This window comes from Mesorhizobium yinganensis, from assembly GCF_040081985.1.
In the GTDB taxonomy this organism is placed as follows: Bacteria; Pseudomonadota; Alphaproteobacteria; order Rhizobiales; family Rhizobiaceae; genus Kumtagia; species Kumtagia yinganensis.
The window spans coordinates 571,962-598,720 of sequence record NZ_JBEBMH010000001.1 but is presented as its reverse complement, the minus strand read 5'-3'; the positions used below and the strand labels follow the sequence as shown (position 1 = coordinate 598,720).

The 26,759-nt window shown below is 62.6% G+C and carries 27 protein-coding genes; 6 read left to right on the top strand and 21 right to left on the bottom strand.

Going from position 1 to position 26,759, the window contains the following annotated elements:
- Positions 1 to 21 precede the first annotated feature (21 nt).
- From ABMA59_RS02820 to ABMA59_RS02810, 3 genes are all read right to left on the bottom strand, one after another.
- The gene (locus tag ABMA59_RS02820; RefSeq protein ID WP_349003771.1) at positions 22 to 1,158 is read right to left on the bottom strand and encodes an ABC transporter permease; all 1,137 of its coding nucleotides are present in this window, start codon (positions 1,156 to 1,158) and stop codon (positions 22 to 24) included.
- Positions 1,155 to 2,036 carry an ABC transporter permease gene (locus ABMA59_RS02815; RefSeq protein ID WP_349003770.1) on the bottom strand — a complete coding sequence of 294 codons (882 nt, stop codon included), beginning with the start codon at positions 2,034 to 2,036 and terminating at the stop codon, positions 1,155 to 1,157. Before ABMA59_RS02815 ends, ABMA59_RS02820 begins: the two co-directional genes overlap by 4 nt.
- Before the next feature lie 324 nt (positions 2,037 to 2,360).
- Positions 2,361 to 3,143: an ABC transporter ATP-binding protein gene (locus tag ABMA59_RS02810; RefSeq protein ID WP_349003769.1), complete on the bottom strand. Its 783-nt coding sequence runs from the start codon at positions 3,141 to 3,143 to the stop codon at positions 2,361 to 2,363.
- Positions 3,144 to 3,287: 144 nt separating this feature from the next.
- Between ABMA59_RS02810 and ABMA59_RS02805 the strand changes: the two genes are divergently transcribed.
- Positions 3,288 to 3,701 carry a cupin domain-containing protein gene (locus ABMA59_RS02805; RefSeq protein ID WP_349003768.1) on the top strand — a complete coding sequence of 138 codons (414 nt, stop codon included), beginning with the start codon at positions 3,288 to 3,290 and terminating at the stop codon, positions 3,699 to 3,701.
- 34 nt (positions 3,702 to 3,735) lie between these two features.
- Here ABMA59_RS02805 and ABMA59_RS02800 read toward each other — a convergent pair whose 3' ends face one another.
- Complete coding sequence (locus tag ABMA59_RS02800; RefSeq protein WP_349003767.1) at positions 3,736 to 4,128, bottom strand: hypothetical protein; 393 nt, start codon at positions 4,126 to 4,128, stop codon at positions 3,736 to 3,738.
- A 90-nt stretch (positions 4,129 to 4,218) separates the two neighbouring features.
- On the opposite strand from ABMA59_RS02800, the gene ABMA59_RS02795 reads away from it, so the two are divergent.
- Positions 4,219 to 4,542 carry a hypothetical protein gene (locus ABMA59_RS02795; RefSeq protein ID WP_349003766.1) on the top strand — a complete coding sequence of 108 codons (324 nt, stop codon included), beginning with the start codon at positions 4,219 to 4,221 and terminating at the stop codon, positions 4,540 to 4,542.
- Between the two features lie 126 nt (positions 4,543 to 4,668).
- Here the strand turns inward: ABMA59_RS02795 and ABMA59_RS02790 are convergent, their stop codons facing one another.
- From ABMA59_RS02790 to aptA, 3 genes are read right to left on the bottom strand one after another with little or no spacing between them, the layout of a single operon-like run.
- Positions 4,669 to 5,919: a Zn-dependent hydrolase gene (locus ABMA59_RS02790; RefSeq protein ID WP_349003765.1), complete on the bottom strand. Its 1,251-nt coding sequence runs from the start codon at positions 5,917 to 5,919 to the stop codon at positions 4,669 to 4,671.
- An 8-nt stretch (positions 5,920 to 5,927) separates the two neighbouring features.
- Positions 5,928 to 6,185: a cupin domain-containing protein gene (locus tag ABMA59_RS02785; protein WP_349003928.1), complete on the bottom strand. Its 258-nt coding sequence runs from the start codon at positions 6,183 to 6,185 to the stop codon at positions 5,928 to 5,930.
- Positions 6,186 to 6,223: 38 nt separating this feature from the next.
- Positions 6,224 to 7,552, bottom strand: coding sequence for an omega-aminotransferase AptA (gene aptA, locus ABMA59_RS02780; RefSeq protein WP_349003764.1), 1,329 nt, complete (start codon positions 7,550 to 7,552; stop codon positions 6,224 to 6,226).
- Between the two features lie 236 nt (positions 7,553 to 7,788).
- On the opposite strand from aptA, the gene ABMA59_RS02775 reads away from it, so the two are divergent.
- The gene (locus tag ABMA59_RS02775) at positions 7,789 to 8,421 is read left to right on the top strand and encodes a TetR family transcriptional regulator C-terminal domain-containing protein (protein WP_349003763.1); all 633 of its coding nucleotides are present in this window, start codon (positions 7,789 to 7,791) and stop codon (positions 8,419 to 8,421) included.
- 164 nt (positions 8,422 to 8,585) lie between these two features.
- Positions 8,586 to 8,894 (top strand): EthD family reductase, encoded by a 309-nt coding sequence (locus tag ABMA59_RS02770; protein ID WP_349003762.1) that lies wholly within the window; start codon positions 8,586 to 8,588, stop codon positions 8,892 to 8,894.
- A 76-nt stretch (positions 8,895 to 8,970) separates the two neighbouring features.
- Here ABMA59_RS02770 and ABMA59_RS02765 read toward each other — a convergent pair whose 3' ends face one another.
- The 9 genes from ABMA59_RS02765 to ABMA59_RS02725 all read right to left on the bottom strand — a co-directional run bounded on the left by ABMA59_RS02765 (position 8,971) and on the right by ABMA59_RS02725 (position 18,606).
- Positions 8,971 to 9,336: a DoxX family protein gene (locus ABMA59_RS02765; RefSeq protein ID WP_349003761.1), complete on the bottom strand. Its 366-nt coding sequence runs from the start codon at positions 9,334 to 9,336 to the stop codon at positions 8,971 to 8,973.
- Between the two features lie 54 nt (positions 9,337 to 9,390).
- Positions 9,391 to 9,852: a carboxymuconolactone decarboxylase family protein gene (locus tag ABMA59_RS02760; protein ID WP_349003760.1), complete on the bottom strand. Its 462-nt coding sequence runs from the start codon at positions 9,850 to 9,852 to the stop codon at positions 9,391 to 9,393.
- A gap of 30 nt (positions 9,853 to 9,882) precedes the next feature.
- Positions 9,883 to 10,380 (bottom strand): RrF2 family transcriptional regulator, encoded by a 498-nt coding sequence (locus ABMA59_RS02755; protein WP_349003759.1) that lies wholly within the window; start codon positions 10,378 to 10,380, stop codon positions 9,883 to 9,885.
- Between the two features lie 119 nt (positions 10,381 to 10,499).
- A complete protein-coding gene (locus ABMA59_RS02750; RefSeq protein ID WP_349003758.1) occupies positions 10,500 to 10,871 on the bottom strand; it encodes a DoxX family protein in 372 nt (123 codons plus the stop codon).
- Positions 10,872 to 11,037: 166 nt separating this feature from the next.
- Positions 11,038 to 12,351, bottom strand: coding sequence for an NAD-dependent dihydropyrimidine dehydrogenase subunit PreA (gene preA / locus ABMA59_RS02745; RefSeq protein ID WP_349003757.1), 1,314 nt, complete (start codon positions 12,349 to 12,351; stop codon positions 11,038 to 11,040).
- A gap of 2 nt (positions 12,352 to 12,353) precedes the next feature.
- A complete protein-coding gene (locus ABMA59_RS02740) occupies positions 12,354 to 13,721 on the bottom strand; it encodes an NAD(P)-dependent oxidoreductase (RefSeq protein ID WP_349003756.1) in 1,368 nt (455 codons plus the stop codon).
- Between the two features lie 100 nt (positions 13,722 to 13,821).
- Entirely contained in the window at positions 13,822 to 14,274 is a 453-nt protein-coding gene (locus ABMA59_RS02735; RefSeq protein WP_349003755.1) for a BPSL0067 family protein, read from the bottom strand.
- Between the two features lie 62 nt (positions 14,275 to 14,336).
- Positions 14,337 to 16,769, bottom strand: a complete 2,433-nt coding sequence (locus tag ABMA59_RS02730; RefSeq protein WP_349003754.1) for a GcvT family protein — start codon at positions 16,767 to 16,769, stop codon at positions 14,337 to 14,339.
- A 298-nt stretch (positions 16,770 to 17,067) separates the two neighbouring features.
- Complete coding sequence (locus tag ABMA59_RS02725; RefSeq protein WP_349003753.1) at positions 17,068 to 18,606, bottom strand: trimethylamine methyltransferase family protein; 1,539 nt, start codon at positions 18,604 to 18,606, stop codon at positions 17,068 to 17,070.
- On the opposite strand from ABMA59_RS02725, the gene ABMA59_RS02720 reads away from it, so the two are divergent.
- Together ABMA59_RS02720 and ABMA59_RS02715 are read left to right on the top strand one after the other, a co-directional pair.
- Complete coding sequence (locus tag ABMA59_RS02720; RefSeq protein ID WP_349003933.1) at positions 18,545 to 18,706, top strand: hypothetical protein; 162 nt, start codon at positions 18,545 to 18,547, stop codon at positions 18,704 to 18,706. The genes ABMA59_RS02725 and ABMA59_RS02720 overlap by 62 nt on opposite strands.
- 117 nt (positions 18,707 to 18,823) lie before the next feature.
- Positions 18,824 to 19,411 carry a transglycosylase SLT domain-containing protein gene (locus ABMA59_RS02715; RefSeq protein WP_349003752.1) on the top strand — a complete coding sequence of 196 codons (588 nt, stop codon included), beginning with the start codon at positions 18,824 to 18,826 and terminating at the stop codon, positions 19,409 to 19,411.
- A 45-nt stretch (positions 19,412 to 19,456) separates the two neighbouring features.
- On the opposite strand, the gene ABMA59_RS02710 is transcribed toward ABMA59_RS02715, so the two are convergent.
- The 5 genes from ABMA59_RS02710 to ABMA59_RS02690 all read right to left on the bottom strand — a co-directional run bounded on the left by ABMA59_RS02710 (position 19,457) and on the right by ABMA59_RS02690 (position 26,497).
- Entirely contained in the window at positions 19,457 to 19,939 is a 483-nt protein-coding gene (locus tag ABMA59_RS02710; RefSeq protein WP_349003751.1) for a pyridoxamine 5'-phosphate oxidase family protein, read from the bottom strand.
- A 132-nt stretch (positions 19,940 to 20,071) separates the two neighbouring features.
- The gene (locus tag ABMA59_RS02705; RefSeq protein WP_349003750.1) at positions 20,072 to 22,510 is read right to left on the bottom strand and encodes a dipeptide ABC transporter ATP-binding protein; all 2,439 of its coding nucleotides are present in this window, start codon (positions 22,508 to 22,510) and stop codon (positions 20,072 to 20,074) included.
- 34 nt (positions 22,511 to 22,544) lie between these two features.
- Complete coding sequence (locus tag ABMA59_RS02700) at positions 22,545 to 23,702, bottom strand: ABC transporter permease (protein ID WP_349003749.1); 1,158 nt, start codon at positions 23,700 to 23,702, stop codon at positions 22,545 to 22,547.
- A gap of 12 nt (positions 23,703 to 23,714) precedes the next feature.
- The gene (locus tag ABMA59_RS02695) at positions 23,715 to 24,752 is read right to left on the bottom strand and encodes an ABC transporter permease (protein ID WP_349003748.1); all 1,038 of its coding nucleotides are present in this window, start codon (positions 24,750 to 24,752) and stop codon (positions 23,715 to 23,717) included.
- Positions 24,753 to 24,844: 92 nt separating this feature from the next.
- Positions 24,845 to 26,497, bottom strand: a complete 1,653-nt coding sequence (locus tag ABMA59_RS02690) for an ABC transporter substrate-binding protein (RefSeq protein ID WP_349003747.1) — start codon at positions 26,495 to 26,497, stop codon at positions 24,845 to 24,847.
- Between the last annotated feature and the right edge of the window lie 262 nt (positions 26,498 to 26,759).

Sequence of the window (26,759 nt, the reverse complement as noted above, 5' to 3'; positions counted from 1 at the left end):
TTTTCTACCCTCTGGATAAGTCTATCCACCACGGACAGACGGATGCCAAAACGTGGCGGCCCTCTCGAACAGGGCGACCACGCCATAAAAGACGGAACCCGCGAGCGCCGCAACCGCGATTTCGGCCCACACCATGTCGATGTTCATGCGCCCGACTTCGGTCGAGATGCGGAACCCCATGCCGACGACCGGCGTGCCGAAGAACTCGGCGACGATGGCGCCGATGAGGGCCAGCGTCGAATTGATCTTCAGCGCGTTGAAGATGAAGGGCGCGGCCGCCGGCAGGCGCAGTTTTATCAGCGTCTGCCAGTACGACGAGGCATAGGTGCGCATCAGGTCGCGCTCCATGTGGCCACTGGCCGCCAGCCCCGCCACCGTGTTCACGAGCATCGGGAAGAACGTCATGATGACGACCACCGCAGCCTTGGATTCCCAGCCGAAGCCGAACCACATGACCATAATGGGCGCCACGCCGATGATCGGCAGCGCCGACACCATGTTGCCGATCGGCATCAGGCCGCGCCGCAGGAACAGGAACCGGTCGGCGAGGATGGCGACGACGAAACCCGCCGCGCAGCCCATCGCGTAGCCGGCGAATGCGGCCTTGAAGATGGTCTGCTGCACGTCGGCGGCGAGGATCGGCAGCGAGCTAGCGATACGCGCGCCGACGGCGCTTGGCGGTGGCAGGAGGATGAAGGGAATCCCCGCGCCGCGCGTGATCGCCTCCCAGATGATCAGCAGCCACAGGCCGAAGATGGCCGGGATGACAAGCCGGAGCAGGATTTGAGCCCAGCGCTGAAGCGGCTGCAGGGTGGAAAGAATCGCGACGCAGCGCCATGCGAGCAGCCAGGCGGCCGCGACCAGCAGGAAGAACGAGACGCGCGCTGCCCCGTCCCGTCCGGCAATCTCATTGATGAGCAGGGCTACCGCCAGATGCGCTCCGACAAACAGCGCCGCTGCGCGCACCAACGGTGACGCGCCCGACGCATCGGCGAGGATCGCAGCGATCAGAAGCGCGAAGATCAGCGTGGCCATCAAAGCCGAGACCGCGGGCGCGTCAAATCCCACCGCCGGCGTGGTGATCGGCAGCGTGAAGAGCGCGGCTATCATCAGCACGATGGCAAAAAGCGCCTGCCAGGAAAGCCGGAACGATCTCATGCCGGCCGCGCTCCCATGGCGCGCTCGACGATCTTTCCGGCGAGCCCGACCAGCGCCACCAGCAGCGCCGCCACCACCGAACCCGCCACCAACGCCGCCCAGATGTCGATGGTCTGGCTGTAATACGAGCCCGCCAGAAGTTTTGAGCCGATGCCGGCCACCGCGCCGGTCGGGAGTTCGCCGACAATGGCGCCAACTAGGCTTGCGGCCACCGCCACCTTCATCGAGGCGAACAGGAACGGCACCGAGGCCGGCACCCTGAGCTTCCAGAACACTTGCGACTTGCTGGCGTTGTAGGTGTGCATCAGGTCGAGATGCAGCAGGTCGGGCGAACGAAGACCCTTCACCATGCCGACCGCGACCGGGAAGAACGACAGATAGGTCGAGATCATCGCCTTGGGGATCAGGCCGGTGACGTTCACCGCCGCCAGCACGACGATGATCATCGGCGCGATGGCGAGGATGGGGATGGTCTGCGAGGCGATGATCCACGGCATCAGGCTGCGGTCGAGCGATTTCAGGTGAACGATGCCGACGGCGATCGCGATGCCGAGCGCCGTGCCGAACAGGAAGCCGACCAGCGTCGACGAGAGCGTCACCCAGGAATGGTAGACGAGACTGCGGTTGCTGGTGATTTTTCGCAAAAAAGTGTTTTCGAAGAAATTGGCTGCCACCTGATGCGGCGCCGGCAGCGTCGGTTTCGGCTGCGACAGCGTCGCCTGCACGAACTCCAGCGTGGTTCGTGTGACATCGCCGCGCCGGTCAAGATCGCGCTGGAACGGCGCGTTCATGAACACCGCGCCGATATACCAGACGATGACCAGTCCCAGCAGGATCGTGCTGACGGGGATAATCTTGTCGCGGAGGCGGTCTGTCATCCGGCTACCCTGGCCGTTGAAGAATACCCCTCAAACGATTCCCCTCCGCAACTGCTGCCGTATTGCCAAGCTGGAACACCCCTCATCCGCCTCGCTACGCTCGGCACCGTCTCCCACAAGGGGAGAAGGGGGAGTTTCGCATTTGCCTCGCTGCCAATCGCCAACGTCGGCGATTGGCAGAAGCGAAAAAGCAACGCTCCACCTTCTCCCCTTGCGGGAGAAGGTGTCGAGCCCGAAGGGCGAGACGGATGAGGGGTGTTCCAGCTTGGCACCATCGCGAAGCCGAATGAAGCGGGTTCTGATGAGGAATGAGAGACCAACCAATCAATCCTCATAACTATGCCCCGCCCTCAACCCGTCCCTCACGCGGTGGGCGATCTCCAGAAACTCCGGCGTCTCGCGGATGTGCAGCGGCCTCTCTTTCGGCAGTGTCGATTCGATCACGTCGGTGACCCGCCCCGGCCGCGGCGACATCACCACGATGCGGGTTGAGAGATAGACGGCCTCGGGAATGGAGTGGGTGACGAAGCAGATCGTCTTGGTGGTGCGCGCCCACAGTTCCAGAAGCTGCTTGTTCAGATGGTCGCGCACGATCTCGTCGAGCGCCCCGAACGGTTCGTCCATAAGCAAAAGATCGGCGTCGAAGGCGAGAGCACGGGCGATGGAGGCGCGCTGTTGCATGCCGCCTGAAAGCTGCCAGGGGTATTTTTTCTCAAAACCGGAAAGATTGACGAGGTCGAGCGTGCGCTTCACCCGCTCGCGCTGTTCGGCTTTCGAAATGCCCATGATCTCCAGCGGCAGCGCCACGTTGTTGTCGATCGTGCGCCACGGAAAGAGCGCCGCCGCCTGGAAGACGTAGCCGTAAGCGCGCTTTTCGCGCGCCTGCTCCGCCGTCATACCGTTGACCAAAATGGAGCCGGCGGTCGGCTTTTCCAGATCGGCGATGACACGCAGGAATGTGGTCTTGCCGCAGCCGGACGGGCCGATGAAGGAGACGAACTCGCCCTTGCCGATCGACAGATCGACGTCGGACAGCGCGTTGACCGGACCGTCATTTGTCTGAAAGGTGAGGGAGAGGCCGCTGGCCGAAACGACTGGAGTGTTCATACTGTCATCTTATGGAGCATTTTTGCATCTTGCTGCACAGGTGACCGCCGCTTCAAGAGCGGCAGGCTGTCGCTGATGCCGTATGAACATCAATTTGCGTCCTGATCGTCATCATTCGCTGGACGGGGTTTCCGGGAGACCGAAATGGAAGACGGATCGAAACCGACCTGCCGCCTGCTGCGGGCCGAAGATGCCTATGACGGCAAGCAGGGCTTTCGCTATCTGGCCGGCATCGCAAAGGAAACGGTCGGCTCGCAAGGCATCTGCATGCATCTGCTCACCGTCCCGCCGGGCGGGCGGGCCAAGGCGCATATGCATGAAAGCCACGAGACGGCGATCTACGTGCTCTCCGGCGAGGTCCACACCTGGTATGGCGACGAATTGGAAAACGTGCTGGTCGCCCGCGCCGGCGACCTGTTCTACATCCCCGCCGGCGTGCCGCATCTGCCGGCCAACCTTTCCCGCGAACCGGCCTCGGCGGTGATCGCCCGCACCGACCCCAACGAGCAGGAGAGCGTGGTGCTGCTCCCGCATCTGGATGCGCGCGTGCCGGCTTGAATTGCCGATCACGCCGGCGCCTGCCGGTCGCCGCTCACGGACACGGTTTCACGTCGCCCCAAACCGTGCCGTCCTCGCCGCGAATGCGCAGGGCCGTCGGGTCGTCCGGCACCTTGGTGATTACCATCATGCCCGGTGCCAGGGTATCCTCGCCCTCGAAACCGCATATGCCGGAAATGAGGAAAGCTCCGTCCTTGCCCGGCAGCGCCTGCAGTATGTCGCAGCCTGTTCCATAGCTCTGCACCCAGTCGGGCGTGAGCAGCAGCAGCGTGTCGTTGTCGATCGTGTCTCCCCTATGCAATTTGCAGCCTTCGGCGTTGCCATAGGCCCCGGTGATCGGCAGCGTGTCGGCCGCGACGGCAGGCAGCGCGACCGCCGCGAGAGCCATCGCCAGCGCGCCGCGCCCGGCGACGGGCAAAACCGTCATCGACAGGACATGAAGCCGTCGCCTCGGCGTCACCGCCCATTCATGGCGCGGCCATAGGCTAGCCTCCGCAACCCTTTTCCGGAGGCCGACATGATGGAAGAAACCAATTTTCACGAAGAAACCCCTCTCCCTGCCGCATCCGAGGAAATCGATGCGGCCGCCCGGCTGGAGATTGAGGCCGGCGACGCCGTCGAACAAGCTGAAACCGACACGGTTGAGATAGAAACCGTTGCCGAGGCCGACGAGGAGGCTGAGGCTGGCGAAGAATCCAAGGCTGACGAAGAATCCGACGACGCCGAGAGCGAGGACCAAGAGTCCGATGAAGATGAAGACGGCGACGACGAAGACGATGATGAGGATGAGGATGACGACGACGACAAGGATGACAGCGAGGAAGACGAGAAAGACAAATAACGTCCTCGTGGTCGCATAGCGCATCCTGCTCGTCGGCTGACTGCGTCAGCGGCGCCTGCCATTTGTCGAAAAAATCAACGGCGCGGGAAACCGCGCCGTTTTGCGTTGTTCAGCCGATACGCAGCCTCACGCAACAATCCCCGCCGTTTCCACCACCGCGTGAAACAGCACGTCGGCCCCGGCGGCGGCCCATTCCTTGGAAATGTCCTCGGCCTCGTTGTGCGACAGACCGTCGACGCATGGGCAAAAAACCATCGCCGTCGGCGCAACGCGGTTGATCCAGCAGGCGTCGTGGCCGGCGCCGGACACGATGTTGCGGTGGGTGTAGCCAAGCCGCTCGGCGGCGTCGCGCACCGCCTTTACGCAATTCTCGTCGAAGGTCACCGGATCGAAATGGCCGACCTGCTGGATCTCGTATTTGATGTCCAGCGCCTCGCAGATCAGCTCGATGCCCTCTCGGATGCGCCCGTCCATGGCGTCCAACACTTCCTTTTCCGGCGAGCGGATGTCGATAGTGAAGACGGTTTTTCCGGCGATGATGTTGCGCGAGCAGGGATAGACTTCCATGTGGCCGATCGCGCCGACCGCGTCCGGCTGGTAGTCCATGGCGACCTCATGCACCAGTTCGGTGACGCGCGCCATGCCGAGGCCGGCGTTGCGGCGCTTCGGCATCGGGGTTGAGCCCGTATGCGCCTCCTTGCCGGTCAGCGTCACCTGCAGCCATTTCAGGCCCTGGCCGTGGGTAACGACGCCGATGTCGATGCCCTCGTCCTCGAGGATCGGCCCCTGCTCGATATGCAGTTCGAAGAAGGCGTGGATCTTGCGGTCGCCGACCTTTTCGTCGCCCTTCCAGCCGATGCGTTCCAGTTCCTCGCCGAATTTTTTCCCGGCGCGGTCGGTGTGTTCGTAGACGTCGGCCTGGTCCAGCACGCCGGCGAACACGCCGGATGCCATCATCGCCGGGGCGAAACGCGCCCCCTCCTCGTTCGTCCAGTTGGTCACGACAATCGGATGTTTGGTCTTGATGCCGAGGTCGTTAAGGGTGCGGATTACCTCCAGCCCGCCGAGCACGCCGAGCACGCCGTCGAATTTGCCGCCGGTAGGCTGCGTGTCGAGATGGCTGCCGACATAGACCGGCGGCAGGCTGGGCTCGGACCCTTCGCGGCGGGCAAACATGGTGCCCATCTCGTCAACGCCCATTTCCAGCCCGGCGGCGTCGCACCAGCGCTTGAACAGGTGACGGCCCTCGCCGTCCTCATCGGTCACGGTCTGGCGATTGTTGCCGCCGGCGATGCCGGGGCCGATCTTCGCCATCTCCATGAGCGAATCCCACAAACGCTCTGGATTGATTCGCAGATTTTCACCCGGCGCCGCCATGCCCACCCTCAGCGTTTCAGTTCGATCTCAACAAAACTCATCGGCTGGTCGCCGCCGTTGACGACGTTGTGCTCCACGCCCTCGTCACGCCGATAGACCGATCCGGCCTCCATGTCGACGCGCCTTGTGCCGCCGCCCGGTTCTTCGAGGAGAAAGCTGCACGGCGTCAGCGTGGTCACCACATAGTCCATCTCGTGGCGATGCCATCGCGTCTCCGCGCCGGGATCGAAATCCCAGCGCGTGACGCGCACCTTGTCGTCTTCCATGACCTTCGTGGCGGTGGCCTGTTGCCGCGCCTGGTAGGTCACGCCACGGCCCTTATCGTGTCGCGAACGTGGTCGATCAACTCGTCGATCTGGCCCTTGGCGATGATCAGCGGCGGCGACAGCGCGATGATGTCTCCCGTGATGCGCAGCATCGCGCCGTGCTCGAAGGCTCGGACGATCGAGTTGAAGCCCCGCTTGCCCGGCTCGCCGGGGATGGGCGCCATCTCGACCGCGCCGATCAGGCCGATATTGCGGACGTCGATGACGTTCGGCTCGCCCTTCAGCGAATGCACCGCCTCTTCCCAATAGGGCGCGAGTTCGGCGCCGCGTGTCAGCAGGCCCTCGTCCTTGTAGGTGTCGAGCGTGCCGAGGGCGGCGGCCGACGCGATCGGGTTGCCCGAATAGGTGTAGCCGTGGAAGAACTCGATGATGTGCTCCGGCCCGTTCATGAAGGCGTCGTGGATCGCCTTGGTCACGAACACCGCGCCCATCGGGATGACGCCGTTGGTCAGGCCTTTGGCGGTCACCATGATGTCCGGCGTCACGCCGAAATAGTCGGCGGCAAAGGCCGTGCCGAGGCGACCGTAGCCGGTAATGACCTCGTCGAAGATCAAAAGGATGCCATGCTTGGTGCAGATCTCGCGCAGCCGTTTCAAATAACCCTTCGGCGGGATGAGCACGCCGGTGGAACCCGCGACCGGCTCGACGATGACCGCCGCGATGGTCGAGGCGTCATGCAGCGCTACGATGCGCTCCAGTTCTTCGGCCAGTTCGACCCCATGCTCCGGCTCGCCCTTGGTGAAGGCATTCTTGGCGAGATTATGCGTATGCTGCAGGTGGTCGACGCCCGTCAGCAGCGTGCCGAACATTTTCCGGTTGGGCACGATGCCGCCCACCGAGACGCCGCCGAAATTGACGCCGTGGTAGCCGCGCTCGCGGCCGATGAGGCGGAAACGCGAGCCGTCGCCCTTGGCGCGGTGATAGGCGATGGCCGTCTTCAGCGCCGTGTCGACCGATTCCGAGCCGGAATTGGTGAACATGACGTGCTCGAGCCCAGCAGGCGCGATGTCGACCAGGCGGTTGGCAAGCTCGAAGACCGTCGGATGGCCGAACTGGAAGGTCGGGGCGAAGTCGAGATTGGCAGCCTGCTGCTGGATCGCCTCGGTGATCTTCGGCCGGCAATGGCCGGCATTGACGCACCACAGGCCGGCGGCGCCGTCGAGGATCTGCCTGCCGTCGGACGACTGGTAGTGCATGTCCTTGGCGGACACGACGATGCGCGGCTGCTTCTTGAACTGACGGTTGGGCGTGAAACCCATCCAGAAGGCGCTGAGATCGTTCGGCGTGACTTTCAAACGGTTGGACATGACCAAGCTCTCCTAGCGATCATTGTTCTGGCTAACGGCCAACGCTTGGTCTTCGTGGCTTTTGATGCTACGCAAATTTTGACCGATTGGACAAACGTTAGCACCGCCGGTTCGGCGGTCAAGCCGGTAGTAGCGGAAATGAAGCGCCGAAATCGCGCTCCACGGCGGGATAGCAACTGGTCCAGACGATTGGGCCAGATGAAGTATTTCGGCAAAGCGAAAAGGCAGGCCGATTGATGGACAGTGCGACGCGCCGGCCCCGCACCCGCATCCAGCAGGAAAAGCGCGAGCTGATCCTGGAAGCAGCGCTTGAAGTGTTTTCCGCCCGCGGTTTCCGCGGCGCCACCGTCGACCAGATCGCCGAGGCCGCCGGGATGTCGAAACCCAACCTGCTCTATTATTTCCGCAGCAAGGAAGACATCCATGTGACGCTGATGCGCCGCCTGCTCGACACCTGGCTGGCGCCGCTGCGCGATCTCGACGACATCGGCGACCCGATGACCGAACTCAGGAGCTATATCAGACGCAAGCTGGAGATGGCGCGCGATTTTCCACGCGAGAGCCGGCTGTTCGCCAATGAGATCCTGCAGGGCGCGCCGCGCATCATGCCGATCCTTGAAGGGGACATGAAGGCGCTGGTCGACGAGAAGGTCGAGGTTATCCGCGGTTGGATGCGCGCTGGAAAGATCGCCCGCACCGATCCCTATCATCTGATCTTCTCGATCTGGGCAACCACCCAGCATTATGCCGATTTCGACGTCCAGGTGCGCGCCGTGCTGGGACCGGACCGTGGCGGCGAAGGCCGCTTCGAGGACGCCGCGCGGTTTCTGGAGCAGCTTTTTCTGAACGGCCTGAGGCCGACCGCTTGATCTACCCACCCAACGGGGTGCCCGAAAGTCCGATTGCCCGCCCTGCCCGCTTGGCCCACCATCAGAGGGCCAAAAGGATGGGTGGAGAGGCAGGTCGGGCTGAGCCGCCATTTGCGGGCCAGCGTCACCCGAATCCCGGCTCATCACAAACCGGGAGGAAACCGATGGCAAAACTGATCGCACTCTACAAGACGCCGAAGGACAAGGCCGCCTTCGACCGCTACTACCAGGCCACCCACATTCCGCTGGCCAAGAAGATCCCCGGCCTACGCAAATACGACATTAGCAAGGGTGGCGTGAATACGCCGGCCGGGCCTTCGGATTTCCATCTGGTGGCGGTGCTGGAGTTCGACTCCGTTGCAGCCATCCAGGCCGGCCTTGGCTCGCCCGAGGGCCAGGCGGCGGCCGGCGACCTCGGCAATTTTGCCGACGGCGGCGTCGACCTGCTGGTTTTCGATACGGTCGAGGCTTGAGCGGCTCCCGGATCGCATTGGCCGCTTTCACCCGCTCTTCGCTTCGTCGAGCGGGTGAAGGGAAGTCCCCAATCTGTCATGCCGCGATGAGCAGTCCGCCGGCTATCGCCGCGTTGCTGATCCAGCCGTTGAATTTCGCCGCCCGTTCCGGCCCCTGAAAATCCCAGAAATTGTGGAACATCGGGGTAGCGGCAATCAGGAACAGGACCAGGGCCGCAGCCGCATAAGGAACCCACAGGCCGGCGGCGAGCAGAAGGCCGGCCACGATCTGCAGCACGATGCCTGCATAAAGCACCGGCATGGCAACCGGCACGCCACGCGCCGCCATCATGCCGGCGAGCAGCGGAGCGTTCATGATGTTGCGGACGCCTGCGAACGCGAAAGCGCCGCCGAGCAGGATACGGCCGATCAGAACCAGCCCGGTCGAGAAATCGGAATCCATTGTCCCCTCGTATTCCGCGGCGGCACGGGTCCGCGCCGCCCTTTCCATACAGGTTTAGGCCGCCGCGGCCTGGCGATCGACCGGATGCTGCGAGCGAAAGCCGACGGCGAGCCGGTTCCAGCCGTTGATGGCGACGATCAGCATGGTAAGCTGGACGATCTCCTCATCGGAAAAATGCTTCTTCAGCGGCTCGTAGAATTCGTCGTTTGCGCGGCTCTGCGGCAGCAGCGTCAGCGCCTCGGTCCACTCGAAGGCGGCGCGCTCGCGTTCGGAAAACAGCGGGCTCTCCCGCCAGGCACTGACGAGATGCAGGCGCTGTTCGGTCTCGCCGTCCTTGCGCGCTTCCTTCACATGCATGTCGACGCAATAGGCGCAGCCATTGATCTGCGATGCGCGCAGTTTCACCAGATGCAGCAGCATGTGGTCGAAACCGGACTCCTTCACCGCGTCTTCGAGCCCCATCATCGCCTTCATCAGTTCCGGCCCCTTGGCGAAATAGTTCATCCGCGTCTTCATGGTCGTTCCTTTCGTTGGTTGGGGAAATGGTCAGCGCGGCATGCGCTGGTGGCGTTCGAGGAACGCGCAGCCGTACGCTACCGCCCTCGGGTCGGCGTCGATTTCGTATTCCTCGATCAGATCGGACAATTTCGTCTCGGCGAGCGCCGCCCTGTAGGCCCGCTCGGCCTTCAGCATCGCCGCGTTGATGCCGCACGGTTTCTTGTAAGCGGCAGGCTCCAGCGTGCCCGGCCCCTTTTGCCGGATTTCCAGGCAGCGGAAGGCCGGCTGCGGCCCCTCCACCGCCAGCACAACGTCAAGCAGGCTAATCTTGTCGACGCCGCGCGCCAGCCGATAGCCGCCGGCCGGACCTGGCACTGATTCCAGGATTTTCGCGGCGACGAGTTCCTTCAGGTGCTTGAGCAGGTAGCTGCCGGAAACACCATGATAGTCAGCCAGGGCTGAGCCCGGCAGCGTCGCGCCCTCGGGCAGGTCGGCCAGCACGATCGCCGAATGCACCGCCGCCTCCACGCCTTCACTGAGCTTCATGGCCGATCTCCAAATCGTGGACGATTTATATCATGGATATTTTTTATCTTCAATAGGCATGGTCAATTTCTCTTCCTTCGAGCAGCGGTGTTTTCCCGATCCCTGAGTGAGTAAGTCTGCTACAGCGCGTCCGCGATAATCATCAGCAGTCCGCCGGCGAGCGTGATGTTGACCAGCGTCAGGTAAAGGTGCGGGTCGCGCTCTTTCCCCTGGAACATGAAGAGGTTGTGGTAGAGCGACGTCGCCACCACGAGGAAGACGATCAGCAATCCGGCTCCGGTCGCGGCATGCAGATTGAAGATCAGCGACACGCCGCCGACAAGCTGCATCGCGAACCCCACGGCGATCAGCACGGCCGGCAGCGGCCAGCCATAGTTGGTGGAGAGTTCCGTGCGCTCGCGAAAATGCAGGAAATTGCGGATGCCGGCGATCAGGAAGAAACCGCCGAATATGATCCGGCCGATTTCAGTCAGAAATTCCGCAGTCGTCATGTCCACCCGCCTGTTTGAAGGCGTGATAGACGATGAAGGAAGCAGTTGAAAGGGCGGGCCGCCGGTCAAGGGGAATCGGGGGACAGTTTTATTACTTTTGTCCCCAGTAGGTCTCTACGATCAGAAGGTCGCACAAGGGGACAAAGGCAAACTGTCCCTGGCACTCCTACTCCGCCGCCACCTTCGCCATCGGGTTGTTGGGGTGGGTCGTCCAGTTGGCATAGATCGGTGATACCGGTTTGTTCGTCCGCTGGTCGAGCGCGCCGGCGGCGAGCGGCTCCATGGTGATGCAGCCTTCGACCGGGCAGACATTGACGCAGAGGTTGCAGCCCACGCACTCGTCTTCCATCACCTCGAAATGGCGGACGCCGTTGACCATCGAGGTGATCGCCTGGTGCGAGGTGTCCTCGCAGGCGATGTGGCAGCGGCCGCATTTGATGCACAAATCCTGGTCGATGCGCGCCTTGGCGACGTAGTTGAGGTTGAGATACTGCCAGTCGCTGACGTTTGGCGTGGCGCGGCCCACGACCGAATCGAGCGAGGTGTGGCCTTTCTCGTCCATCCAGTTCTTCAGCCCCTCGATCATCTCCTGCACGATCTTGAAGCCATAGGTCATCGCCGCCGTGCATACCTGCACGTTTCCCGCACCCAGCGCCAAAAACTCGGCCGCGTCGCGCCAGGTCGTCACGCCGCCGATGCCGGAAATGGGAAGACCCCGCGTTTCCGCATCGCGGGCGATCTCCGCCACCATGTTGAGCGCGATCGGTTTTACCGCCGGGCCGCAATAGCCGCCATGGCTGCCTTTGCCGTCGATGGTCGGCTCCGGCGCGAAATTGTCGAGATTGACCGAGGTGATCGAGTTGATCGTGTTGATGAGCGACACCGCGTCGGTGCCGCCGGCCTTGGCGGCGCGCGCCGGGCGGCGGATGTCGGTGATGTTGGGGGTGAGTTTGGTGATCACCGGCATGCGGGTGTTCTGCTTGCACCAGCGCACCACCATTTCGATGTATTCCGGCACCTGGCCGACCGCAGAGCCCATGCCGCGCTCGCTCATGCCGTGCGGGCAGCCGAAATTGAGCTCGATGCCATCTGCCTCGGTTTCCTCCACCAGCGGCAGGATCGCCTTCCAGCTTTCCTCCACGCAGGGGACCATCAGCGACACGACGATGGCGCGGTCCGGCCAGTCCTTCTTGACCTGCTTGATTTCGCGCAGGTTCACGAACAGATCGCGGTCAGTGATGAGTTCGATATTGTTCAATCCCAGCAGGCGGCGGTCGGCGCCCCAGATCGCGCCGTAGCGCGGGCCGTTGACGTTGACGACCGGCGGGCCTTCCTCGCCCAGCGTCTTCCACACCACCCCGCCCCAGCCGGCCTTGAAGGCGCGAACGACGTTGTAGGCCTTGTCGGTCGGCGGCGCCGAGGCCAGCCAGAACGGATTTGGCGATTTGATGCCGACGAAGTCGTTGCGGATGTCAGCCATGCTCATGCCCTCCCGTTCGAGGTGAGACTGCGATGCATGCTCTCCGCTGCGTCGCGGCCAGCCGCGACCGCCGAGACCGTCAGATCTTCGCGCGCATCTGCAACGCAGTCGCCGCCGGCCCAGACTTTCGCCAGCGAAGTCCGGCCCTCGGCGTCGACTTTTATGCGCCCGCCTTCCAGCGCGATGGCCGCGCCCGAACCGTTCAGCGCGGCCGGCACGAAAGTCTGGCCGATCGCCTTGAACACCTGGTCGGCCGGCAGCACCAGCATCTCACCGGTGCCCGTCAGCTTGCCGTCGCCAAACGCGGTGTATTCGAGCTCGATGCCCGAGACCTTGCCGCCCTCGGCGAGCACCCGTTTCGGCTGGAGCCAGTGACGGATGGTGACACCGTTGGCAGCCGCAAGATCCTGCTCGTATTCCGAGGCGTTCATATGCTCCTGGCCGCGCCGGTAGCAGATCGTCACCTCCTCGGCGCCGAGCAGTTTTGACTGCACCGCCGCGTCAACCGCGGTCATGCCGCCGCCGATCACGACCACCCGCCGCCCGACCGGCAATCCGCCGAGGTCGGAGGCCTGCCGCAACTCGGCGATGAACTCGACGGCGTCGCGCACGCCGTCGGCATCCTCGCCATCGGCGCGCAACGCGTTGACGCCGGCCATTCCCATGCCCAGGAACACGGCGTCATAGTCTGCCGTCAGTTCGGACAAGTGGATGTCGCGGCCGAGCGCCTTGCCGTTCTCGATCGAAATGCCGCCGATCGCCGTCACATAGTCGACCTCTGCACGGGCGAAATCGTCGACGCTCTTATAGGCGGCGATGCCGTACTCGTTGAGGCCGCCGGCCTTCGGCCGAGCCTCGAAGATCGTCACGTCGTGGCCGTATCGCGCCAGCCGGTGCGCGGCGGCAAGGCCGGCTGGGCCTGCGCCCACCACGGCGATCGTCTGGCCGGTCGGCGCTGCGCGCTCGTAAAACTGCTTGCCCTGCTGCATCGCCGTGTCGGTCGCATAGCGCTGCAGCCGGCCGATCTGCACCGGCTTGCCTTCCGCCGTCTCGCGCACGCAGACCTCCTCGCACAGGGTCTCGGTCGGGCAGACGCGGGCGCACATGCCGCCGAGGATGTTCTGGTCGAAGATGGTTTTCGCCGAGCCGATCGGATTGCCGGTGGAAATCTGGCGGATGAACAGCGGAATGTCGATCGAGGTCGGGCACGCATTCATGCACGGCGCGTCGTAGCAAAAGTAGCAGCGGTCGGACTCGACCAACGCTTCATGATGATCGAGCGGCGGATGGAGGTCGGAAAAATTCTCGGCATATTGCGCCGACGACAGGCGCGCCCCGGCGATGCCTTCCTTGAACTGGCCTTCTGCCATCCATGTTCCCCGTAGCTGGCTTGTCGCTGGCTTTGTTGAGGTCAGGCTAGCACGTTTCGATTTTTTATCAATCGGTCAAATTTTGGAGATTTCCGACAGGTCAAACGATCCTGGCGCGCGAAACCTCTCCTTCCTTGCTGGCCGCATCCTCGGTGTCGACAGTGTCAATGACGTAGAAAAGATTGCCATTGTTTTGATCGAGGACAGGCTGGCTCTCCTTGCCTGTGGGAAACCGTATCCGGCGCTTCGCCACATGTCCTTGCTTGTTCCATTGGTCCAGAACCCATAACCCCAGATCGTCCTGACCAAGGTAGATTGCTGCATGCACTGAATAACGCTCCGACTTGAACGTTGCGATTGCGGCACCGCTCGGAATATCGTTCGCGCCCTTGACATTCTTGCCGGGACGCCAGTTTTTGGTCGATGGTGCTCCGGTCGCTTGCCGAACGAATTCCACGCATTCGTTATTGCCCTTCGCATTGATGAAATGGTCGGGCTTCGACTCGGCGATGGCTTCGAAGCTGTATGGCCCGAACATAACATAGTATGCCAACTTTGCCTCCATCAGTTCCTGTGTTTTCAGAGCATAACTGAAAGCTGACAGGGCCGATAGGACTAGAGCAATACCCGATTAAACTGGCGGGCAGAGTCGAAAAGCGGAGTACACTGTACTTCTGCCTTGTTCCGTCTGCCGAGCAACTCGATCTCGAAACCTGAAACTGCGTCAGCAACCTCCTTCGGCACATAACCCAGCGCGACCGATTTCCTGGCGTTGTGCGCGTAGCCGCCGGAGGTCACCCAGCCTACGACCGTGCCGCCGTGCCAGATCGCCTCGTCGCCGATCACGTCGGCATCGACCGCCTCCATGACGAAGGCGCGCAGCCGGTATTTACCCCCGGCTTTTCGCTCGGCGAGCGCGGCTTGCTTGCCGATGAAATCCGCCTCCTTCGAATAGGCGACGAAACGGTCGAGTCCGGCTTCCACCGGCCCGTAGATCGGCCGGTATTCGCGCGCCCAGGAACCATAGTTCTTTTCCAGCCTGAGCGCGTTCAGCGCCCTGCCTCCGAACAGGCCGATGCCGAACTCCTCGCCCGCCTCCAGCAGGGTTTGGAATACATGCCTCTGGTACTCCGGCGCCATCCAGATCTCGTAGCCGAGGTCGCCGGTGTAGCTGACACGGCCAACGATGCAGGGTGTCATGCCGATATCCATCCGTCGGATCGCCATGAACGGAAATGCCGCACTCGATACGTCGTCGCGCGCCACCTTCGCCATCACGTCGCGCGCTTTCGGTCCGGCGATCGACAGTCCGGTGAGTTTCAGCCCGAGTGCTTCAACGCGAACGGAGCCGTCAGCCGGCAAATGCTGTTCGAACCAGCGCATGTGGTACTGCTCGGCGATGCCCGAGCCGAGGATCAGCCATTCGCCGTCATCCAACCTCGCCAGCGAAAAATCGCCGATCAGTTTTCCGTCTTCCTTCAGCATCGGCGCGAGCGTCATCCGGCCAGGTTTCGGCAGCTTGCAGGCGAGCATGCCGTCGAGCCAGGCTTCCGCCCCCTCGCCCGTCACCCGATACTTGGCGTAGCTCGAAATCTCGCCGAGCCCGACGCGCTCGCGGACGGTTGTCACTTCCTTCGCCACATGTGTGAAATCGCTCGACCGACGCCAGGAAAACTCGTCCTTCGCGCCCTGTGGCGCATACCAGAGCGGCACCTCCAGCCCAAAGGCGACACCGAACTGCGCGCCGCGCGCCGCAAGAAGGTCGTAGATCGGCGTGGTCCGAAGGGGCCGTCCGGCCGGCAGTTCTTCGTTGGGGAAGCGGATCGAAAAGCGCCGCGAATAGTTCTCGCGCACCTTGGCGTTGGTGTAGCGCATCGACGCCCAGTCGCCGTAGCGCGCCACGTCCATCGCAAAAATGTCGAAGCCTGGATCGCCGTGGATCATCCAGTTGGAGAGCGCCAGCCCGACGCCGCCGCCCTGCGAAAATCCAGCCATGACCCCACAAGCTACCCAGAACCCCGGCAGGCCGCGCACCGGCCCGACCAGCGGATTGCCGTCGGGCGCGAAGGTGAAAGGCCCATTGATGATCTGCTTGATGCCGGTGTTCTGGAAGGCCGGGAAATGCCGGAACCCGACCTCCAGCGAAGGCGCGATGCGGTCGATGTCGGGCTCCAAGAGTTCATGGCCGAAGTTCCACGGGGTCGAGAATTCGGACCACGGCTTGTTGGCTTTCTCGTAGGTGCCCATCAGCATGCCGCCACGCTCCTGGCGCAGGTAAAGCTCGCCATCGAAATCGACGGCGTGGATCACCTCTTTGCCGGTCGTCCGGTTGACCTCCGCCACTTCCGGCATGTCCTCTGTGATCAGATACATATGCTCCATGGCGAGCACCGGCAGTTCCAGCCCGACCATGCGGCCGACCTCGCGCGCCCATAGCCCGCCGGCATTGACGACATGCTCGGCGACCACCTCGCCCTTGTTGGTGATGACGCGCCAGGTGCCGTCAGCCTGCTGCTGGATATCCTCGACCTTGGTGAATCGCTCGACCTCGGCGCCCAGTTTTCGAGCCGCCTTGGCGTAGGCATGCGTCACGCCCGACGGGTCGAGATGGCCGTCTTCCGAATTGCGCACCGCGCCGACGAACTGTTTGGGATCGAGCAGCGGCATCAGCCGATGTGCTTCCTCGGCCGAGATTTCTTCCAGGTCGAGCCCGAGATAGCGGCCCTTGGCGACGACGCCGCGCAGCCAGTCCATGCGCGCCTCGGTGGCTGCCAGCAGCACACCGCCGGTGATGTGCACGCCCGTCGCCTGGCCGGAAAGCGCCTCGATCTCCTTGTAGAGTTCGATCGTGTATTTCTGCAGCTTTGCGACGTTGGGGTCGCCATTGATGGTGTGCATGCCGCCGGCTGCATGCCAGGTGGAGCCAGACGTCAGTTCATCGCGTTCCAGCAGAACGACATCGGTCCAGCCGGCCCGCGCCAGATGGAACAGCACAGAGCAACCGACGACGCCTCCGCCAATGACCACGACCTGCGCATGCGACTTCATGATTTTCGTTCTCGTTCAGGGAGTTGGAAGGATCTTGGGAATTTGGCTCGGAGGAAGTTGAATCAGAACGTGAGGCTGCGCCAAGCTGGAACACCCCTCATCCGACCTCGCTTCGCTCGGCCACCTTCTCCCACAAGGGGAGAAGGGGGAGCGCTGCCGCTTCGCCTCTGCAAGTCTCCAACGTTGGCGATTGGCTGAGAGGCTGGCGCGAACCTCTCCCTTCTCCCCTTGTGGGAGAAGGTGGCCGAGCGAAGCGAGGTCGGATGAGGGGTGTTGGACGGAGTACGACGCAGCCATTTCACGGCTCCCCATTCCCAATCTCCTTCTTGCGCTTCGCCACATAAGCCTCCAGTGCCTCACGCACCGAAGCATCTATTGCCGGCTCGACATATTCCTCCAGCGCCTTCTTCCAGACCCGCGTCGCGCGCGCCGTCGCATCCAACCCGCCGGCTTCCTGCCATGCCTCGTAGTTCTGCCAGTTGGAAACCAGCGGCTGATAGAAAGCCGTCGAGTAACGCTCCAGCGTATGCGGGTCGCCGAAAAAATGTCCGCCGGTCGGCACGCGCCCCAGCGCGTCCAGCGCCAGTTCGCCATCGTCCACGGCGATCGGCTTCAAAAATTCGATCATGTGCTGGATCATCTCGACGTCGAGGATGAACTTTTCGAACGACGCGGTCAGCCCGCCCTCCTGCCAGCCGGCGGCGTGGTAGACGAGGTTGCCATGGCCGAGCACGGCACCCCAAAGTGCCATCATCGTCTCATAGGCGCCCTGCGCGTCGGCGGCATTGGAAGCGCTGCCGGGTGTCGTGCGGTAGGGCAGGTTGTAGCGCCGCGCCAGTTGCCCGGAGGCGATGTTGGCCTTGGTGTTCTCCGGTGTACCGAAGGCCGGGGCTCCAGAGCGCATGTCGACATTCGACGTGAAGGCGCCGTACATAACCGGCGCGCCGGGCCGGACAAGCTGCGTCAGCACGATGCCGAACAGCGCCTCGGCGTTCTGCTGGGCCAGCGCGCCGGCCAGCGTGACAGGGCTCATCGCACCCATCAGCGTGAACGGCGTCACGGCAACCGACTGGCCGTGCTCGGCCATGGTCATCAGCCCCTCGGCCATCATGTCGTCGAAACGGCGCGGCGAGTTCACCGATATGATCGTGGTGACGCCAGGATCTTCGGCCATCTGTTCCAGCGTGAGCCCTCGGCTAATCGCCATCATCGAAATGCCGTCCAGCGCCCTGCCCCGGCCGATTGCCGAGACGTGAAAGCTCTTGTCGGTCAGCGTCAGATTGGCGAGATAGGTATCGAGGTGGCGCGTATTGGCCGGAAGCTCGATCGGCGCGCAGACCTGGTTGCCGAGCATGGTGATGCAATTGAAATGCTGCGCCAGCCGCACCAGATCGCAATAGTCCCGCAGATTTCCCGCCCGCCGGCCGCGCTCGAAATCGTGAACGTTGGGCGGGCCGGCTACCAACGTGAAGTTGATGGTGTCGCCGCCGATCTCGACCGCCATTACCCGATTGCGCGGTGTGAGCCGATAGTGCGGCTGCGTGGCTTTCAGCTTGTCCGCGACCAGGCCACGATCCAGCCGGACGGTTTGCGTCGCATGATCGACCGACGCACCCGCCTGCTCGAACAGCGAGAGCGCCCGCCGCGACATGACTTCGATGCCGAAATTTTCGAGGATATGCATCGAGGCTTCGTGGATCGCCTCGACCTGATCCGCCGACAGCAGTTGCATAGGCGGATACGGGTTTCTCACACACCGCGCTGGAAGCTGCGGGATGGCGCTGCCTGCCCTCGAATGCGCCCGCTCGGCGCTACGTCTGCTGCGAAGTGCTGTCATGGCCGGCATCAAAGACCCGAGCCGCAACATGGGCTGTCAGGAAATCGTCATTTGCCGGCGTGATTTTATTCCCGGCGTCATTGGTCCCACGTTCATATGAACAATTCGACATTTTCTGTCGGATTATCAACAATCGAACCCAAACGCCAACTCGCCGACACAACGGTTAAATCCGCCCGCAAGACTCCTTTTATGTTTTGGGCCTATTGGTCCGCGCATGCGTGTGGCGAGTTTTAGTAAAAGTGTACCGATCGCGGGTTTGCTCGCGTTGTCGGCCTGCGCCACGCCTCCCAAGAGCATCAACAACATCTGCGCCGTGTTCGAGCAGCGCGACGGCTGGTTCGACAACTGGCAACGTTCGGCCAATGCCACCGAGGCGAAATACGGCATCCCCGTCCATGTGCTGATGGCGACGGTCCGCAAGGAATCCGGCTTCAAGGGCAACGCCCGTCCAAAGCGCACGAAACTCTTCGGCTTCATTCCCTGGACGCGCGTGTCCAGCGCCTATGGCTACTCGCAGGCGCTGAACGGGACATGGTCGCAATACCAGCGCGAGACAGGCAACTTTACAGCACGTCGAACCAAGTTCGCCGACGCAGTTGATTTCGTCGGCTGGTATCATTCCAAGACGGTCAGCGGTTACGGCGTGTCACCCGACGACACGTATCGACTCTATCTGGCCTACTACCACGGCTGGGGCGGCTTCAAACGTGGCAACTGGACTCCGGAAATCAAGAAATATGCGCGCGACACCGACGACATGGCGCGCCGCTACCAGGCCCAGCTTCGGTCCTGTGGCGGCTGACACGCCAGTTCGTCCCAGCGAGCGCCACCGCATCGCAGGAATGGATCACAAGCGGACCCGCTTGTTATCACCGATATCGTCGGCCGGTTCACCCGTCAGCTTCGCCTTTACGTAGCCGATCGCCTTGCTGACCGGCGCAGAAGGGAAAGTCCAGTATTCGCCGAGATCGGGTTCCACCTTCAGCAGGATCAGGTTCGGGTCGTTCTTACCCTTCGGGAACCAAGCCTTGACCTCCTCGCTCCAAAGCGCGTCGATCATGTCGCGGTCGTCCACAGTCTCGCCCTGTCCGGACACCGCGACATAGGCTCCGCTGCTGGCGTAACCGAGCGTTACCTTCGGGTTTGCCTCGATGTCCTGCGCCGCCGAGCCGCTCTTTTCGGTGAAGAACCAGATCGCTCCGCCGTCGTCGGCCTTCTGATTGGCCATCGGCCGCGTATGCGGTGTGCCGCTGCCGTCGATCGTGGTCAGCATCGCGATCTCGATGTCGTCGATCAGCGCATAAAGCTTTTCCCTGCTGTTCTCGCTCACGGAAACCTCCTTCTGACGATGTCCCGGCTGCAACCGCCGAACACTGAAAGAGTTCCTTGCAAAAGCGACTGGCAGTTGCTTTCGGACGTACGCTGGCTGCCCGATCATCAAGGCCAGCGGCCGGCCAGAGCGTCAGCGCTTCGGCTCATCCTCCGGCCGTTCGTCGTCCTCGAACGCCGAAGGCACATCGGCGTCGTCGGCCTGGCGTCCGTCGCCGACCTGCAGCGGCGAGATCGGCCCGACACCGGAATTGGCGGTCCGCGAGGCTCCAAAATCCTCTGAACGGTCGTCGCGCTGCTCATGCGCACGGGCATGGCCGCGAGCCTCGGACTGCGCGAAGGAATCTTCGTCTTCTCCCGCCCCGGCGCTCGCCCTCTTGCCGTGGGGCCGCTGCGGCGGCTCGCCGGCGAAACCCGGGCCGGATCCATGCGGCGCGTCCTCGGGCATACCCTCGTGCGCGGCATGCTCGGCATCGAAGCTGATCACCGGCTCCATGGTCGCAAGCTGCTCGTCGTCCAGCCAGCAGAGGCTCATATGGCCGTCGCTCAGCGCTTTCAGCGGCGGTAGCTGCGTCTCGCATTTGTTGCCGGGCACGAATTTTTTCCAGCGGCAGCGCGTCTGGAACGGGCACCCAGGCGGCGGGTTCATCGCCGAGGGGATGTCGCCTTCCAGCACGATATGCTTCTTCACCACGCTGGTGTCGGCGATCGGGATCGCGGAGAGCAGCGCCTCGGTATAGGGGTGGTAAGGCGGCGCGAAGATCTGGTCGGTCGTGCCCTGTTCCACGATATGGCCAAGATACATGACCACCACGCGGTCGGCGATGTAGCGCACCACCGACAGATCGTGGCTGATGAACAGCATGGTCGTCTTGTTCTTGCGCTGGATGTCCATCAAAAGTTCGGTGACTGCGGCCTGCACCGACACGTCGAGCGCCGACACCGGTTCGTCTGCCACCACCACTTTTGCCGAGCCGGCGAAGGCGCGCGCCACGCCGATGCGCTGTTTCTGGCCGCCGGAAAGCTGGCGCGGCATGCGTTCGGCGAATGCTCGCGGCAGCTTCACGAGATCAAGCAGTTCGAACATCCGGTTCCGCCGGTCGGCGACCGACTTGCCGACACCGAATTTTTCGAGCGTGCGGATGATCTGCGAACCCACCGAATGGCTGGGATTGAGCGTGTCGAACGGGTTCTGGAACACCATCTGGATGGACGAGACCGTCTTGACGTCCCGTAGCTCGATGCCGGTCGACTGGATCTGCGAATTGCCGAGCGTCACCTTGCCGGAACTCGCCGTCTCCAGCCCGAGCAGCACTTTTGCCAGCGTCGACTTCCCGCAACCGGATTCGCCGACGATCGCGACGGTTTCGCTCTCACGCGCTTCAAAACTGATCGCCTCGTTGGCCTTGACGACGCGGCCCTCGCCGCTGCCGCCGAACACCTCGTTGGCGACCACCCGGTAGTACTTCTTCAGATCGTCGATCTTGAGCACCGGCGCGCCGGGCTTCACCGGCTCGCTCGATTTGCGCGCGCCTTCCGGGAGTGCCGCCCAGTCGATCTCGTTGAAGCGGATGCAGCGGGAGAAGTGCCCTTCATGGCCTTCGACTGGAATCATCGGGATCTCGTCGGCGTCGCAGCGGCCCTTGACGAAATGCTGGCAGCGCGGCCCGAAATTGCAGCCCTTCGGCCGCTGGTGCGGCAGCGGCAACTGTCCGGGTATGGCGATGAGTGGGCGCGCGTTCTTGTCGGCGCCAGGCAGCGGGATCGAGCGGAACAGGCCCTGCGTATAGGGGTGCCGCATCCGGTCGAAAACGTCCTTGATCCTGCCCGTCTCCACCGCCTCGCCGGAATACATCACCGTGATGCGGTCGCATGTCTCCAGGATCAGCCCCAGATTGTGGGACACGAAGATCATTGACGTGCCGAATTGCTTGCCGAGCCCTTTCACCAGTTCGACGATGCCGGCCTCAACGGTCACGTCGAGCGCCGTCGTCGGCTCGTCGAGCAGAAGCAGCGCGGGCTTCGACAGCAGCGCCATGGCAATGACGATGCGCTGCTGCTGGCCGCCGGAAAGCTGGTGCGGATAGCTGCGGATCATGCGTTCAGGGTCGGGCAGCCGCACGGCGCGCACCGTCTCCAGCGCGCGCTTGTATGCTTCCTCCTTCGACACCTTGTCGTGCAAGATCGGCACTTCCATCAACTGCTGGCCGACCTTCATCGCCGGATTGAGGCTCGCCATCGGCTCCTGGTAGATCATGGCGATCTCGTTGCCGCGGATGGAGCGAAGCTCCTCCTGGCTCATCTCGCCCATGTCCTTGCCTTTGAACCTGATCTTGCCGCCGACGATCTTTCCGATGTTGGAGAGGTCGCGCATGATGCCGAGCGACACGGTCGACTTGCCGCAACCGCTTTCGCCGACGATGCCCATCGCCTCGCCAGGCTGGACGGCGCAGGAAAAATCCATCACCGCCGGGATCTCGCCGCGCTTGGTGAAGAAGGAGATGGACAGATTCTCGATCTCGAGGATCGGCTGCGAGCCTTGGACTGCGGAGGGTTTCACGACTTCGTTCATGGCTGGCTCCTGGGTCGCTAGCGGCGGTTCGGTCTCAATCCTTCAGCGACTGCTCGCGCAACGCATCGGCCAGAAGATTCAAGCCCAGCACGAAACTCATCAGCGCGATCGTCGGAGGCAGCGCCGGATGGATGGTGGCGCGCAGCAGGCGGCTGGCATCCTTGATCGCCGTGCCCCAGTCCGGGCTTTCCGGCGCGAGGCCCAGGCCGAAATACCCCAGCGTACCGAGCAGGATCGTCGTGTAGCCGATGCGCAGGCAGGCATCGACGATCAGCGGCCCGCGTGCGTTGGGAAGGATCTCCCACAGCATGATGTACCACGGGCTCTCGCCGCGGGTCTGTGCGGCGGCGATATAGTCACGGGTTTTGATGTCCATCACCAACCCGCGCACGATACGGAAAACGCCCGGCGACGACGCAAACACCACCGCGACAAAAATGTTGAGCTGGTTCGGATCGATCGAGACGATGCCCAGCGGATCGGCATCGAACACGAGGCCCACATAAATCCAGCCGCCAATCAGGATCGTCAGGCCGAGCAGCAGATAGAGCCGCTCCGGCCGGTTCTTGAAGCGCGTGTAAAACAGCGCCACGAAGAAGATGATCGGGAACAGGAAGAACAGCCCGGCAAGCCAGACCGGCAGCCCGGTCTCGACGATGCCCGGCGTGACCAGCAGGTAGAACAGCAGGATGACGGGAAAGGCCAGAACGAGATTGGCGAGGAATGACAGCACCGAATCGATCCTGCCGCCATAATAACCCGCCGGCAGGCCGAGCGTGGCGCCGACCATGAGCGCGAAGGCGGTGGCCGCGGGAGCGATGATCAGTACGATCTGGCTGCCGTAGACCATGCGGCTGAACACGTCGCGGGCCAGCTTGTCGCCGCCGAAATAATAGACGGCGCCCGTATCCGGCACGATCGCGCCGGGAAGCGCGTCCTTCATCACCGGAACCTGCGCCAGAGGATCGAACGGTGCGACCGTCGACGAAAAGATCGCGGTGAACAGCCAGAAGAAGCAGATCAGCACGCCGGCGATGCCGACATTGTTGTCATAGATCTGGCCGTAGAGGCCGAGTTTCTTCTTGTAGTAGATGCTGGCCCCCACGACGATCGCCATCGCCAGCCACACCGGCCAGAAGCGCGCGATGACGCCGAGGATTACCTGGAAAGCGCCGATATATTCCACAGTCATGGGCGCTTTCTCCTACTGCACGCGGATGCGCGGGTTGAGGTAGGCGTAGCCGACGTCGGAGATGAGCTGGGTGAACAGCACGACGAACACCGACACGAGGCTGCAGCCGAGCAGAAGATCGATGTCGTTATTCCCCGCTGCTTCTACCAGCGTGAAGCCGAATCCCTGGTAGCGGAACATCGTCTCGACGATGACGACACCGGTCAGCAGCCACGGGAACTGCAGCATGATGACCGTGAACGGCGCGATCAATGCGTTGCGCAGCGCGTGCTTGATGACCACGCTGGAGAAACTGAGCCCTTTCAGCCGCGCGGTTCGGATATATTGCTGTGTCATCACCTCGACCATCGAGGCTCGCGTCATGCGGGCGATATAGCCGATGCCGTAGATCGCCATCGTCATCACCGGCAGCGTGAAATTGTAGAAGGTGATGCCTTGCCCCGTCGCCGACGCGGCCGAGCCGTTCAGCCAGCCGAGCCAGGACGCGAAGATGACCGTGAAGATGACGCCGGATACATATTCCGGCGTTGCCGTCGTGGCGATGGAGGCCACTGAAAGACTTCGGTCGGTCCGCGACCCCTCCCGCATGCCGGCAAGGATGCCGACCAGCAGCGAGATCGGCACCATCGTCACCATCACCCAGAACATCAGGATGCCGGTGGCGCCCAATGCCGGCCACAGCTTGGATGACACCGTCGTCTTGAATTTTGTCGAGCAGCCGAAATCGCCCTGCAATATGCCGCCGAAATAGGGTTCGGCCGGCTCATTGCAGAAGGAGAAGCGCGGCGTCGCCTTGCCGGTAGCCGGATCGACATTTGGCTGTTTCCTGACCACGCCGATCCATTGGCCGTAGCGGACGAAGAAGTTCTGGCGGTAGCCGTTCTTGACCAGCCAGCTTTCCAGTTGGTCGGCCGGCGTGCGCATGTCGAGCTGGCTGATAGCGAGCTTCTTAAGATTTGGCTCGAGATTGACCATGAAGAAGACGACCATCGTCAGGCACAGCATCGTAACGAGCATCGTGCCGAGACGTCGCAGAATGAAAGCAAGCATCGTCGCCCCCTGCCGTGTGGGTTGGGGTCAGTGGTCGTCACCCCCGATAGAGCGAGAAAGGGGGCTTGCAGCCCCCTTCCAAATCGCGGCCATCAAGCTTCGTCGAGCCAGACTTTGCCGAAGTCGTGCTCGAAAGTCGGATGCATGGAATGGTTTTTCACCGCCGGCATCGAGCTGTTGTAGAGCTTGCGCCAGTAAGGCTGGATCAGGATGCCCGAGCTCTGCAGGATGGTCTCGATATCCTTCATCGGAACCTTGCGCTTCTCGGCGTCGGCGATCGACAGCGCCTCGCCGATCTTCGCGTCGAGCTCCGGGTTGGAGTAGGCGGATTCGTTCCAGGCCTCGCCTGTGCGGTAGCCGATCGCCACCACCTGGATGCCCAGCGGGCGCATGTTCCAGTTGGTCATCGAGTACGGATACTTCGTCCAGTCGTTCCAGAAAGTCGAGCCCGGCAGAACTGTGCGCTTGACCTTGATGCCCGCGTCGCGAAGCTGCGCGGCAATTGCGTCACCGGTGTTCTTGTGCCAGTCCTCGTCGACCGTGATCAGCTCATGTTCGAAGTCGGCCTGGCCGGCCTCCGCCATCAGCGCCTTGGCCTTGGCGGCATCGCGCGGCACCTTTGGCAGCTCCACATATTCCGGATGAATCGGGCAGACATGGTGGTTTTCGGCCGGCGTGCCGGCATTGCCGTAGCCCAGTTGCAGAACGATAGCGTTGTCGACACCGAGCTGCAGGGCGTTGCGCACCTTCTGGTCGTCGTAGGGCTTGTTGGCAACGTTGGTGCGCGCCACGATCGTGGAAGCGGTCACCACTTCAGACGTGATGGCGCCGACACCTTCCAGGATCGTCACATAGTCGGCCGAGGTCTCGTGGTTAGTGTGCACCTCGCCGGCCTCGAAGGCCGAGACCATCGCCGACGGGTCGGTGCCATAGTCAATGAACTCGACACCGTCGAGATAGGCCTCGCCGTTCCACCACTTGCCATCCTCGCGGCGCTTGTAGACGACCTTCTGGCCGACATCGTACGAGACGAGTTCGAACGGGCCGGTGCCGATCGGGTTCTTGACGAAATTGGCGCCCGTCTCGTCGAACGAGCGGTGCACCACCAGCGCCGGGTAATCGGTCAGGTTCGGGATCAAGGCGATGTCGGGCTTGGTCAGCTTGAGCTTGATGGTCGTATCGTCGACCTTCTCGATCGAGCCTTCGCGCAGCTTCCCGGTAGCTTCGTCGACGAGGGTGCCCAGCCGGCCGGGCATCGAATTGCCGTCCGACTTCTTGTCTGCCCAGCGGGTGAAGTTGAAGATCACGTCATCGGCGTTGAAAGTGTCGCCATTGTTCCAGGTGACGCCGGGGCGCAGCTTGAGTGTATATTCGGTAGCGTCGTCGTTGATCTCCCAGGCTTCCAGCAGGTAGGGCTCGAAAGTATAATCCTTGGTGTATTTCACCAGCGGCTCGAGCGCCTGGCGCTCGGCATTGGCGATCTCGGACCAGTCGGCGGTGCGCGGGTCTTTCGGGTCCTTGACCCACATGGCCACCTTCAGCACACCGCCCTTCTTGGGCTCCTGGGCCATCGCCGGCGTCGGCGCGGCAAGCCCGATCATGCCGTAGGCCATCGCAGTCGAGGCGCCGAACACGCTGGCCAGCGCCAAAAATTCGCGCCGGTCCATCGTCCCGGCTTTCACGCCCTCGGCCATCCTTTCGATGTGCTCCGGCACGCGATCGCCATTGCTTTTGTAGAATGTCATTCCAAACTCCCATTTTTTTGGCTTTTCGCCGTTACCATTCCGCATCCGCCTCGCCTTGTCAAAGCGAAGGGAGGGTGTTCCCATCTTGGAATGTGCAATTTTGCGGGAGAGGCAGTTCGCGCGAATACGACACGTTTGGCGCAAATTCGCAAATTTGCGGCGACGGATGCGGATTATCGATTTTGACGAGGATAGCGAGAGAGCTTGCCGTCAGGCAGAACCAGACACATGTATTCGCCATGCCAAAGATGCTCCCGCGAGC